Source organism: Flavobacterium sp. LS1R10, assembly GCF_003968825.1.
Lineage (GTDB): Bacteria > Bacteroidota > Bacteroidia > Flavobacteriales > Flavobacteriaceae > Flavobacterium.
Genome location: NZ_RYDH01000001.1, coordinates 605804 through 617800 on the forward strand (window position 1 = coordinate 605804; position 11997 = coordinate 617800).

The following is an 11997-nucleotide window of genomic DNA, read 5'->3' on the forward strand; positions in this document are numbered from 1 at the left end:
AGGCTGGAAGCTTTTAAACTTACTCCATAAGCAATCCTTCGATTTCATCCAAATTTGGATTACTAGAATGATAGTATTTAAAATTTCCTAAATCATGAAAATATTCTATTACCTTTTCTCTTTGTAATTTTGTCTTCTTGTTTGAGATAACTGTTCCATAAGAAGTCCAAGGGTATTCTATGATGTGTTCTGCAAACTTATGATGAACCGGATTATTGTGGATATAAAAAACAAGTTTTTGAAAGTAAGTTTCCGAATCAACCACTTTTCGCCTAAAGTTTTTCTCAAATAAACTACCGGTCCTTTTATATCGTTTATTCATCGCTAAAGTATAAGCGTTGAATAAATTAGAAAACTGTTTTGAAGCGCTAACCATTTTTGGTTTATCAGTTGAAGAATATTCTAATTTGGTAACATCAATTTCTTCGGTTTCTTTGATGTAAACTAGAATGTGAAAATGATTTTTCATCAAACACCAAGCGTAAGTTTCTGCTATCGGGTCAATGTATTTCTCGTATAACCTCAAAAAATGTTTGTAGTTTTCAATTTCATGAAATAAATCAATTCCATTATTGCCTCTATTATAAATATGATAATATTTACCGTTTTCAAGAGGAATTGGATTCATAATGTATTTTTTAGTTTTAAAACTTCTTCCCTCTTAAAGCTTCCAGCCTTCAAAAGGCTGGAAGCTTTGTTAATTCTTCAAATCCTTAATTACTTTGAAAGCCACATCTACTTGTTCTTCACTTACTAAAATTGTGAATTCATTAGAAGTCGAAATTACTTCGTTTATGATGATTCCTTCCCAAGCCAAACGCTGGAAAATAAAATAGTAAATCCCAGGAACAACGATGTTTTCTTTCGGTAATTTCACGGTAATCGAAGCCAGATTATCCAGTTTTTGAATTAATTTCTCAGAAGCAAAATGCTTGTCAACCAAATTGTTGATGCTGTTGCTGACCACAATATTTGTTTCATTCACACCTCTGGACGAAGTGTAAAAAATATCCGGCAGCGTATTAATATCGGTAATTAAATCTGCTTGTTTATTTAAAACAGTGTCAGAAGCAGCAAATGTATAATCCGTCAAAGCAGAACGAACGGTAATTTCCCCAATATTTTTAATTACTTTATTGATCTTGTGATTCAGTCTGAAATCCAGTTCTTCAGTGAGTCTTTTTAAAGCCATAACCACTGCGCCTTGTTTTACTTCCTTGCCAAATTCACTTTCTAATTCAGTCATTATATTCCGGGATAATGAGGTCAGATTAATGATCCCTAATGATAACGCATTCAACAAAAATGGCTTTGTTTTGATGTAGTTCTCTACAATGGAAGAAACAGTTTTCATAATTTAATTTTTTTAGTGGTTGTAAATATACGCGTAGTCAGTGTGTACATATAACGCAAATGTAAATAAAAAAACAATTTGTTACAAATATAACATTAAAAAAACGAATTAAAAATGATAAAACGCATCGATAAGATGCTCAATGACATAAGATTTGCCTTCTTTATGTATTGCAATAATGTCAAAACGGACATCTATATCTAAATTTTTTTTGTTGACAAAGGCATGAACGGCCTTTACAAGGAGCTGGATTTTTTTTGGTTTTACAAAATCTTGTGGTAAGCCAAATTCTAATGAGGAACGCGTTTTGACTTCAACAACAGCAAGTGTGTTTCCTTTTTGGGCGAGAATATCTATTTCGGCTTTTTGGAAGGTCCAATTGGTTTGCAAAATCGTGTAGCCGTCTTTCCGTAGAAATTCGACTGCCATTTCTTCTCCTAGTTTTCCAAGTTCATTATGTGCAGCCATAAAAAAGTTTTCAGTTAATAAACCTGTGAAATTAATTCCTACAATTCAGAATGGTAATTTATAACCAAAAACCCAAAATGATATGTAATATTACAAACAATTATCCTGAGTCTATTTCCGTTTAGTCTCTCCCTCCTTCGGAGGGGAGCCGGAGGGAGGATTTCTTTATTCAAAAACTAGTGTGCTGCTTTTCTCGCTGACATTGATCGTTACAGTATTGCCTAAAATTAAGGCTCTGTTGTCTTGTATGTGTCCCGCCGGGAAATTATACAAAATAGGAATAGAGTATTTTTTGGTTACATCCTCGATAATTTCGATGGCATTTTTCCCCCACGGAATATCATTATCCTTCATCTTTGTCATCGAACCTACCACAATTCCCTTGACGCTTTCCAGGCAACCATTTCGTTTTAAATTCATCATCATACGGTCAATGTGATACAAATATTCGTCTAAATCTTCTAGAAACAAGATTTTATCGGAACAATCAATCGCGGAGGGTGAACCCAACAAACTGTATAGAATGGATAAATTCCCACCCACTAATTCTCCGGTAGCTTTCCCGGGTCTATTCATTACAAAAGGCGTTATATTGTAGGATAGTTTTTCACCAAATAAAGCAGTCCGCATAGTTTTTATAGCTTCAGGAGTGGCTCTTGGAGCGGTTATCGGCATGATTCCGTGAATGGATTTGAAACCCATAGTGTTCAAATGATTGTGTAAAACAGTCACATCACTAAAGCCAATAATCCATTTCGGATTTTTTCTGAACGCAGTAAAATCTAACAAATCAATCATACGCACGGTTCCGTATCCGCCTTTTACGCACCAAATGGCTTTGATGTTTGGATTGTCCAGTTGCTGCTGAAAATCAGTTGCTCGCTGTTCGTCAGTCCCGGCTAATTGGTTGTTGTCTAAACCTATTGTGCTGCCTATGACCACTTCCAGGCCCCAACTGTGCAGCAAATCAATAGCGGGTTTCAAGTTATCATCTGTGTTTTTTCGGGCTGTTGCCAAAATAGCTACGGTATCTCCTTTTTGTAAACTAGGGGGTGTAATCATATTGTATTGGGCTTGACTGTTGAAAGATTGTAACACAAAAATAAGCAATAGCAATTGATATAAAATAGAATAACGGGATGTAAAAGTAAATTGATTTTGATTCATGCGGTATTGCTTTTCTGAGAAATTCTAATGATAAAGGCGTTAAATGACAAAAACAAAGATAGACATTTAGAAAATAATTCTAAGTTCACACTCAAATGACTATTTTTACAATAACCAGATTCTAAAAGGGATCTCAGCAACAGCGGTAAATAAATGATATTTATGAGAATTACGTACTGGATTCCTATTCTTTTTTTATTCTTTCCAATTGCAAAAAATACTGCGCAACCAAAAAAATATGTTATTCATACCGTTGCGTTTTATAATTTTGAAAATCTTTTTGACACCATAAACGATCCGGATACTTTTGACGAAGAGTGGACTCCAAAAGGGTTGCAAGGCTGGAATTATGGGAAGTACCAAAAAAAATTGGGAAACTTAGCCCGAGTGTTAGCTGAAATTGGTTCAGCTGAAAACACGGATTCGCCCACATTTATTGGCGGTTGTGAAATAGAAAACAGAGGCGTTTTAGAAGATTTAGTAAAACAGCCCAAGCTTATTGATAAAGACTACGGAATCATCCATTTTGATTCACCGGACAAAAGAGGAATTGACGTGGCGCTGTTGTATCAAAAAAAGAAATTTCAGCCCACGAGTTATAGTAACATTCCGTTGTACATTTATAAAGAAGGAACCACCACAAACGAAAATTCTAAAGCCAATTCCGAAGAAAAAACAGATGACGAATTGCAAATAAGCACCAAAAATTATCGGGTTTACACACGAGATCAGCTATTGGTAACCGGATTTCTGGACGGAGAGGAAATCAATATCATAGTCAATCACTGGCCGTCGCGTTCTGGCGGCGAGAAAAAATCAAGTCCGTTCCGGGAAGCCGCTGGAGCATTAAACCGAAAAATAATCGATTCTTTGCAACGCATAAATCCAGAAGCAAAAGTGATTACTTTAGGTGATTTAAATGACGGACCATATAATAAAAGTGTCAAATTTGGGCTTGGCGCCAAAGCAAAAAAAGCAGATGTGCTACCGTTTGGGATTTATAATCCCTTCGAGGAAATGGCCAAGAAAGGATTTGGAACCATTGCATTTCGTGATGCATGGGATGTTTTTGACCAAATAATGGTTTCCGAAACCTTACTGCAATCAGACTATTCTAGCTTTCGGTATTGGAAAGCCGGAATTTACAACAAATCTTTTTTGATACAAACCAGCGGACAATACAAAGGCTATCCGTTGCGGCATTCCCCCACCGAAATAGGATTTAGCGACCATTTTCCCGTGTATATTTATTTGATTAAGGAAAAACGGAACTAAAGTGCTTGTACTTTTGGAGAGAATTAGTAGGTTCTATCATTTAAAATCTTAGTACCTTAGTACCTTAAAAACTTTGACCTTCAGAAAAAATGGCAATTGCAAAACCTTTCAACCTCAATAAATGGATTGACGAAAACCGTCATCTGCTGAAACCACCCGTTGGCAATAAAAATTTATACACGGAATCCGGTGATTATATCGTCATGGTTGTTGCCGGCCCAAATGCCAGGAAAGACTATCATTACAACGAAACTGAAGAATTGTTTTACCAGCTTGAAGGCTCCATCAAAGTGATTATTCAAGAAGATGGGGAACGCAAAGAAATGGAATTACATGCGGGTGATATGTATCTTCATCCTGCTAAAATCCCCCATTCTCCAGTGCGTTCCGAGGGTTCTATAGGACTTGTCATCGAAAGAAAAAGAGCTGGAAAAGGATTCACGGACGGATTACTTTGGTTTTGTGATACTTGTAATCATAAGCTGCACGAGGTCTATTTTGAACTTCATAATATCGAGAAAGATTTTCTGCCTCATTTTGAACAGTTCTATACTTCTACAAAGATGCGAACCTGTGAAAAATGTGGAACCATAATGGAAACCGACACCAGATTTGTAGCCAAAAAATAATTTTAAGTCGCTGCTTAGCGTCAGTTCGCTTCCTTCATGTCCCAATATTTCTGAAAATTATATGTTTTTGGCAGCAAAAAACAAAATATTTTTTAGGATAAGAACAGCTCGCGACTTGTCTGTACTACGGAGAAATTGTTTGTATTTTTTGGAGCTATTTCCCGCTATTCGTTGCAATCCACGCCCAAAAGCGTGGGATTTCCACTGCTATCGGGGCTAGGGAATTTGGTATTTTCAGTCACAGCAGAGCCAAAAGCATAAATATTTTTAACATTATGACTTTTGCATAATGTTAAAAATTCCGCTAATCTCATTTGTATAGACTCTTTTATTTTCATAAAGTTAAGATAGTTTATTTTTTTAAAGATATTTTCTGTTTTATAGATAACAAATCCAGAAAGAGAGGTGCTTTTTTTATATTTGTAAACAGAATTAAAGAATACTGTAAACCATGGCAAAAGGACCCGAAAAAAACACCAAAAATAAGGCGTTGCATACCAAATTGCTCAATCGGAAAAAGACCAAACTTCAAGAAGAAAAAAAAGAAAAAGCCATGCGTTTGAAAGCGTTGGTTACCAAAATGAATCAGAAAAAGCGTAGTGACGAATCTGATGTCATTTAAATGGTTGCGCTAATCAATCGGTGCTAATCTGTGGCTAAAAAAACATTTCGATTCTTCACTATTTTGCCCGAAATTTGCAACACATATTCAAATACAAAACCTATGGAATTCGGTAGAATAATTATTTCAGAAACAGCAATGAACAGTGGAAATCTCCAAGATATAATTCACTCTAATATATCGGTAATCAACTTAATGCGTGAGGAAGGCGTGAATGATGATTTGATTCACGAAGATGCCATAATGAGTTATTATTTAGATTATTATACCTCACAATATACCGAAGGAAATTTTGCTCAATTTGTATACAATTCGGGTTGGGATAAAGAACTAAACGAATTGATCGAAGAAGGTTTGGCTTTGATTGGTGCTGAAAAGCACTTGGAATTGTTTCAACAACAATCCAAAAAAGTGAAATTAATGAGCAGTGTCAAGCTGAATAAATTCCTGAAAGGAAAACTCGAAGGCGTAAATCCTACTCGAGATTTGCTTAACAACGACACTTTTTTCGAAATTGAAGAAAACTTGATTACGTTGAATGCTGCTTTCTTAAAAACACACCCAGATTTTGAAGTTCTTTCTGTAGATGATATGTTTGCAGCCTTAGAGGAGTTTGTGGGACATGAGATTAAAAGAGAGTAGTTGTTTTACATAGAAAAAGTACAAATAAACGTGGAGAGAGTTAAAGTATAACGTAGCGAATCTCTGTGTTTTACATTTGTGTTTTTCTATGAAGTAACTTAAAGCATTCCATTCTTAATCTATCAAGACACAATCGCTTTGGTGTGAAATTTATAGTTGTTGTATTCTATTTCTAAGATGTAGATTCCAGATACCATGGTGTTATCTGGCGAAAATGTTAAGGTATTTCCGTTTACTCTGAAAGATTTTTGGAAGATTTTTGTTCCTTGAATCGTAAACAACTGCACATTTATGTAATCACTTAAACTGTCTTTAAAATTAATATTGATAGTATTGTTTGTAATTGGATTTGGATAAACAACAAAAAAGTGCTCATTTTCATAAGAAACAGTGTCTAAAGTTGCAGTTTTGAACAGGGCTAATTTTGTAAAAGTGCCACCCAAAACTTCCGCAGTTTGTGCTTCACTCATACACAACCAATCTTGCATAATCGAAGAATAAATTTGTCTAAAGTCAAATTGCATCGCAATTTGGTCAGAAACTGTTGCGTTAACAGGTATGTTTGGTGAGCTTCCTATCATTCCTGAAACTGGATTTTGAGCTGTTATAGAACTAGATCCTGTATTCAAGGCGGCTCCGAAGAAAATCACAGGTGCTCCAGCTCCATGATCGGTACCAAGGCTTCCGTTGCTTTTAATTCTTCGACCAAATTCGCTAAAAGTCATTCCTGTTACTAAATTTGATTTCCCCATAAGCTCTAAATCTTGTTGAAATGCATGTATTGCCTGCGATAAAATACTGAGATTTGTAGCATGAGCACCTTTGGTCTTATCAGCAGCATCCACTTGACCACTGTGTAAATCAGATGTATTAGGGTGATTGACAATGTAAATAGGAGTTTGTAATCCGCCGTTGATTAATTTAGCAACAATTTTTAATTGATCACCTAGTTTATTAGCACTGGGATATGTTGCGGTTTGTGACTGAGCAGTGTTAAAAGCAGTTTGTATTGCAGTGCGATACACATTGCTTTGGTCTTTCATTAAACGTAAAAAAGTCAACTCCGTTCCGTAATCAGAATTAGGTGCGGGATCCGTAATTTGATTAATAACGTTCAAAAGTGCATTTGGATCAGGAGCATTATAACCCATATTAATAGTAGGTCCCTGTAAAGAAAAAGGCAAAGTAGAACCTATTTGAATAGCCAATGGATCAGGCATGGCGCTATTAGGATAACCAATAGGGAAATTAGGATATATGGTATCTAGCGATCGTCCTAGCCAGCCATCATCAAGGGTTTGATTGCTATTAGAAGCTGTAAACCAAATATCAGTTGCTCTAAAATGACTGAAACTTGGATTGGGATAGGAAACCCCTTGAATAATCATTAATTTGCCATTATCATGCAAAGTTTTCATTTCAGACATTGCAGGGTGTATGCCAGTAGTGGTATTGTTGGCCAGTGGCAGAACAGAATTTTGGTTCATCAATATATTCGAACGTGCGTTATTTAAATTTGTCCATTTATCTAAAGGGAAAACGGTATTTAACCCATCGTTACCGCCATTCATTTGAATGATAACCAAAATTTTTCCGCAATTTACCGCTGCGTTTGCCAAAACATCTAATGCATTACTTTCAATTGAAGCTGACGCCATTACAGGAATTCCATTCAAAGCTAAAGGGATGGAGGCTAATGCACTTGTTTTTATAAAACTTCTTCTTTTCATAACTTCAAAAGATTACATTAATTGGTATTCAGCAAGTTGAGTAAGAGTCACAAGCAAGGATTTAAGTCGAGATTTCACAATGTTTCGATTGGTTGTATTTGACGTGTCATTTAGGTAAAGTGTCCAAGCTGAGGTCCAGTAATCATTGCTTGTTTGATTGGAAAGTAGCGATTGAATTTTTATTTGCTCTTTTTGTGTACTACTAATATCAATGGGCAGTAAGTACTGTATAGATTCAGCAACTAATAAATCTGGATTAGCACAAATAGCAGGACTAAATTGTTGAATAAAACCTATTATATCTACTTCTATCCGAGTTGTGAGCAAGTTGTAAGTAAGATTGTAACCGTTGAAAATTTTATTTAAGAAATCGAATCTTTTTTGAGTGGTACTGGAATTGATCCAATATTCATGAAAAGACGGATTTTGATAAAAAGCAACCCAACCGGAAACATTTGGAATTTTCCCCATAGTTTGTTCTAAACCGCTCAAAACAGTATTGTTGAAGTAATTCCAAACTCGGTATTGCGCTTCAAAATTAGTTGCGTCTGTAACCGTATAATTCAAGTTAAAAGTCCGCAAACTACCAATGACCAGATCAAAAGGCGATTTAATGTAAACGCCTCTATTGGCCATATCATAAAAATGTTGGCTTTTGAAAAGTTGGTTTAATACCGGTGCGATTTCCCAATTGTTAGCTACAAATGTTTGTGCTAATGGTTTAATGATGTTTGACTCTATTGTGGCATCGATATCGTAATAGATAAAATAGCGATATAATCGGCGGCAAATATATTCTGAAACTACTTGTGATTTAGTGAAAATCATATCAATCAAAGCATCTAACTCTGAAGCACCAGCATTGCTAATAACGATATTGTTAAAAAACGAGGAGAACTGCTTATTGCTCGTATCATGAAAATTGGTGTCAAAATTAGTGCTGGGTGTTGCTGTATTTAAATTTACAACTCTCCATCCTGTTAAAACTTTTGCTGCTTGTAACACATCAGCTTCAGTATACTGGCTTAATGGGTCTTTTCCTAGAGTAAAAAGCTCCATAAGCTCTCGTGCAAAATTCTCGTCTGGAGATGTTTTTGTGTTGGCTTGATTATTTAAATAGTACATCATAGCGGGCTGTGTAGCCATTTTTCTGATCAGTGTTTTGTAATTTCCAAGCGGATTATCTCGAAACATTTTCATGTAGGAGTACAATATGCGACATGAATTACTGCCCGCATACGAAAATGGTGTACTGCGTACGGTGTCAAAATCTACTGGAATAAAATGATACCAAAACCAAGTCATTTTTTCCTTAATAGTCAAATTTTGATTACAAGCTAAACCAAAATTCCACTGTGATAATGAATCTATTCTTCTCGAGTTAGTGGTATTGGTTCCCGCAGGCAATGGGTCATTTGTCCAGTCAGCTCCGTAGGGCAAGTTGCTCTCATCTGGAGAATAATTATTGTATGAATTTACGGGAGGCGCAGGCGCAGTAGTGCTGATGTTCAACACGGCATTGACTGCATTTGTCATATTTAAAGCGAGTAACACATCAACATCGGCTTTTCTAAAACCATAACCAGTACGTTTTAGCAAATGCAGTACTTCTTGCTTGCCCCAACTACCGCTGTAGGGATTTAATCCACTGTTAACAGGAACTACTCTATCGGTAAAAGCCGATTTTGTAGCGCTTTTAACGCTTTGATATCTTCTGCCTGTAAATATTTTTCGGGAATATTTTTCAAATAATGGATCTTTGGTATCCTGATTAATTTTTAATTTATTTAGTATTAAATTAAATAAATTTCTACGGTTAATAGTATTACTCATAACGATTTCAAATTTGATTTGTACAATCGACTCCCTACTACTTTATTATTTTCTAATAAGTAAAAATAGCTACTCAAAATTATGTTTTTTTACAATACGTTCAACGTGCTATAAATGTTGTACTTAAATAATGTATTGTTCAAATTGCTGCAAAAATTTATAATCGGGTCATTAAAACTACACAAAAAGCTTTCTCGATTATTTATTTTATTTAAATCTATAGGCGCGCAAAAAATGGCGGTGCAATTCCCCTTTTTAATTCGATTTTTGATAAAATTTTTATCTCATACTACCAAACATTTCCCTAAATTTGCTTCCATTAATATATAAGTTAGCGTTAAAAAAATCAAGCTATGTTACAAATCGCATTTATTAGAGAGAATCAGGAAAAAGTAATCACCGCTTTGGCAAAGAGAAACATCGATGCTACAAGTGTTGTTGAAGAAGTGGTACAACTGGATGAAAAACGTCGCGCTACGCAAGTGGAGCTAGACAGCATTTTATCCGAATCTAATAAATTATCCAAGGATATTGGCGAATTGATGAAAGCGGGAGAGAAATCTAAAGCCGCAATCTTAAAAGAAAAAACTGTTTTAAATAAAGAGAAAAGCAAGAAATTAGCCGAAACTGCTGATGCACTTGCCGCTGAACTTTTAGAAAAATTATATACCTTACCCAATCTTCCTGCTGATATTGTTCCTATTGGAAAAACACCGGAGGAAAACCTGAACGTTTTTGAAGAAGGGGAAATCCCAGTTTTGCATGAAGGCGCGCAACCACACTGGGAATTGGTAAAAAAATACGACATTATCGATTTTGAATTGGGAGTAAAAATCACAGGCGCAGGATTTCCGGTTTATAAAGGAAAAGGAGCAAAATTACAACGTGCTTTGATCAATTATTTTCTGGACAAAAATACCGCTGCAGGATATAACGAAGTTCAGGTGCCACACATGGTAAACGAAGCATCTGCTTATGGAACGGGACAATTGCCCGACAAAGAAGGGCAAATGTACCATGATAAAACGGATGATTTATACTTGATTCCAACTGCTGAGGTTCCAGTAACGAATTTGTTTCGGGATGTAATTTTAAACGAAAGTGAATTACCGGTTTTGACCACGGCTTACACGCCTTGTTTTCGTCGTGAAGCAGGTTCTTATGGTGCGCACGTACGTGGATTGAACCGTTTACATCAATTTGACAAAGTCGAGATTGTTCGTGTAGAGCATCCCGATAAATCGTATGAAGCCTTGGACGGAATGGTGGAGCATGTAAAAAGTATTTTGCAGGAATTGAAATTACCCTACAGAATATTGCGTCTTTGTGGCGGCGATATGGGATTCACAGCAGCGTTAACCTATGATTTCGAAGTGTTTTCTACTGCACAGGACCGTTGGTTAGAAATCAGTTCGGTTTCTAATTTTGAGACTTTTCAAGCAAATCGGTTGAAATTACGTTTTAGAGATAAAGATGGAAAAAATCAATTAGCACACACCTTAAACGGAAGTTCATTGGCTTTGCCAAGAGTTTTGGCAGCACTTTTAGAAAATTACCAAACTCCGGAAGGAATCGTAATTCCTGAGGTTTTGCGTGCTTATTGCGGATTTGATAGTATCAATTAGTTAAAACACTACTGAAAAATATTTTGTTGATGAAAAAGATTACGGTGTTCTGTGGCTCCAGTTTTGGGAATGAAAAAAATTATGAGGTTCAAGCGATAGTACTGGGACAGGTAATGGCTAAGAAGAACATTGATTTGGTTTACGGTGGCGCAAAAGTGGGTTTAATGGGTGCGGTTGCTGACGGTGTTTTGAGTGAAAACGGAAAAGTATTTGGTGTTTTACCCCGTTTTTTGATGTCTAAGGAAGTGGCTCACGATAATTTGACCGAGTTAATCATTGTGGAAAGTATGCACGAAAGAAAAACCAGAATGAATGAATTAAGCGATGGCGTAATTGCATTGCCTGGTGGATTTGGAACTTTAGAGGAGTTTTTCGAAATGCTCACGTGGGGGCAACTCGGACTTCATAAGAAACCCATTGGGATTTTAAACGTTGATGGATTTTATGATTTATTATTGCAATTCATCCAAAAAATGGTTGATAACGGTTTTTTAAAAGAAATCAATCAAAAGATGATTTTGGTTAGTGATAATGCGGAAGAATTGCTGAACAAAATGGAAAATTACACCGCACCGGAAGTTGGAAAATGGATTAAAAAGGGAAATGAATAAAGACACGAATATGTATTCCAACACCTAATCTGAATTAGAAA

12 protein-coding genes are annotated in these 11997 nt (G+C 35.8%); 6 read left to right on the forward strand and 6 right to left on the reverse strand.

Features of this window, described 5'->3' with window-relative positions; translation table 11 throughout:
- Positions 1-19: 19 nt before the first annotated feature.
- The 4 genes from EKL96_RS02710 to EKL96_RS02725 all read right to left on the reverse strand — a co-directional run bounded on the left by EKL96_RS02710 (position 20) and on the right by EKL96_RS02725 (position 2989).
- Positions 20-628 carry a hypothetical protein gene (locus EKL96_RS02710; protein ID WP_126457866.1) on the reverse strand — a complete coding sequence of 203 codons (609 nt, stop codon included), beginning with the start codon at positions 626-628 and terminating at the stop codon, positions 20-22.
- 69 nt (positions 629-697) lie between these two features.
- A complete protein-coding gene (locus tag EKL96_RS02715) occupies positions 698-1354 on the reverse strand; it encodes an aspartate kinase (RefSeq protein WP_126451909.1) in 657 nt (218 codons plus the stop codon).
- Between the two features lie 108 nt (positions 1355-1462).
- Positions 1463-1822, reverse strand: a complete 360-nt coding sequence (locus tag EKL96_RS02720; RefSeq protein ID WP_126457869.1) for a YraN family protein — start codon at positions 1820-1822, stop codon at positions 1463-1465.
- A gap of 165 nt (positions 1823-1987) precedes the next feature.
- Positions 1988-2989, reverse strand: coding sequence for an LD-carboxypeptidase (locus tag EKL96_RS02725; protein WP_126457871.1), 1002 nt, complete (start codon positions 2987-2989; stop codon positions 1988-1990).
- Positions 2990-3151: 162 nt separating this feature from the next.
- Here EKL96_RS02725 and EKL96_RS02730 point away from each other — a divergent pair, with 162 nt between their 5' ends.
- The 4 genes from EKL96_RS02730 to EKL96_RS02740 all read left to right on the forward strand — a co-directional run bounded on the left by EKL96_RS02730 (position 3152) and on the right by EKL96_RS02740 (position 6157).
- On the forward strand, positions 3152-4264 hold the full coding sequence (locus tag EKL96_RS02730; protein WP_126457875.1) for an endonuclease/exonuclease/phosphatase family protein: 1113 nt from the start codon (positions 3152-3154) through the stop codon (positions 4262-4264).
- 89 nt (positions 4265-4353) lie between these two features.
- Entirely contained in the window at positions 4354-4893 is a 540-nt protein-coding gene (locus tag EKL96_RS02735; RefSeq protein WP_126451913.1) for a 3-hydroxyanthranilate 3,4-dioxygenase, read from the forward strand.
- Between the two features lie 451 nt (positions 4894-5344).
- Positions 5345-5515, forward strand: coding sequence for a hypothetical protein (locus EKL96_RS14275; protein ID WP_197037238.1), 171 nt, complete (start codon positions 5345-5347; stop codon positions 5513-5515).
- 102 nt (positions 5516-5617) lie between these two features.
- Positions 5618-6157, forward strand: a complete 540-nt coding sequence (locus EKL96_RS02740) for a DUF4375 domain-containing protein (protein WP_126457878.1) — start codon at positions 5618-5620, stop codon at positions 6155-6157.
- 122 nt (positions 6158-6279) lie between these two features.
- Here EKL96_RS02740 and EKL96_RS02745 read toward each other — a convergent pair whose 3' ends face one another.
- Together EKL96_RS02745 and EKL96_RS02750 are read right to left on the reverse strand one after the other, a co-directional pair.
- Positions 6280-7887: a DUF1501 domain-containing protein gene (locus EKL96_RS02745; RefSeq protein WP_126457881.1), complete on the reverse strand. Its 1608-nt coding sequence runs from the start codon at positions 7885-7887 to the stop codon at positions 6280-6282.
- 12 nt (positions 7888-7899) lie between these two features.
- Positions 7900-9720 (reverse strand): DUF1800 family protein, encoded by a 1821-nt coding sequence (locus EKL96_RS02750; protein WP_126457884.1) that lies wholly within the window; start codon positions 9718-9720, stop codon positions 7900-7902.
- Between the two features lie 353 nt (positions 9721-10073).
- Here EKL96_RS02750 and serS point away from each other — a divergent pair, with 353 nt between their 5' ends.
- Together serS and EKL96_RS02760 are read left to right on the forward strand one after the other, a co-directional pair.
- Positions 10074-11345, forward strand: coding sequence for a serine--tRNA ligase (gene serS, locus EKL96_RS02755; protein WP_126451915.1), 1272 nt, complete (start codon positions 10074-10076; stop codon positions 11343-11345).
- Between the two features lie 29 nt (positions 11346-11374).
- Positions 11375-11956 carry a TIGR00730 family Rossman fold protein gene (locus tag EKL96_RS02760; RefSeq protein WP_126451916.1) on the forward strand — a complete coding sequence of 194 codons (582 nt, stop codon included), beginning with the start codon at positions 11375-11377 and terminating at the stop codon, positions 11954-11956.
- Positions 11957-11997: the final 41 nt, after the last annotated feature.

Coding starts and splice junctions, on each gene's coding strand:
- EKL96_RS02710 (WP_126457866.1), bottom strand. CDS start 628: ATGAATCCAATTCCTCTTGAAAACGGTAAATATTATCATATTTATAAT.
- EKL96_RS02715 (WP_126451909.1), bottom strand. CDS start 1,354: ATGAAAACTGTTTCTTCCATTGTAGAGAACTACATCAAAACAAAGCCA.
- EKL96_RS02720 (WP_126457869.1), bottom strand. CDS start 1,822: ATGGCTGCACATAATGAACTTGGAAAACTAGGAGAAGAAATGGCAGTC.
- EKL96_RS02725 (WP_126457871.1), bottom strand. CDS start 2,989: ATGAATCAAAATCAATTTACTTTTACATCCCGTTATTCTATTTTATAT.
- EKL96_RS02730 (WP_126457875.1), top strand. CDS start 3,152: ATGAGAATTACGTACTGGATTCCTATTCTTTTTTTATTCTTTCCAATT.
- EKL96_RS02735 (WP_126451913.1), top strand. CDS start 4,354: ATGGCAATTGCAAAACCTTTCAACCTCAATAAATGGATTGACGAAAAC.
- EKL96_RS14275 (WP_197037238.1), top strand. CDS start 5,345: ATGGCAAAAGGACCCGAAAAAAACACCAAAAATAAGGCGTTGCATACC.
- EKL96_RS02740 (WP_126457878.1), top strand. CDS start 5,618: ATGGAATTCGGTAGAATAATTATTTCAGAAACAGCAATGAACAGTGGA.
- EKL96_RS02745 (WP_126457881.1), bottom strand. CDS start 7,887: ATGAAAAGAAGAAGTTTTATAAAAACAAGTGCATTAGCCTCCATCCCT.
- EKL96_RS02750 (WP_126457884.1), bottom strand. CDS start 9,720: ATGAGTAATACTATTAACCGTAGAAATTTATTTAATTTAATACTAAAT.
- serS (WP_126451915.1), top strand. CDS start 10,074: ATGTTACAAATCGCATTTATTAGAGAGAATCAGGAAAAAGTAATCACC.
- EKL96_RS02760 (WP_126451916.1), top strand. CDS start 11,375: ATGAAAAAGATTACGGTGTTCTGTGGCTCCAGTTTTGGGAATGAAAAA.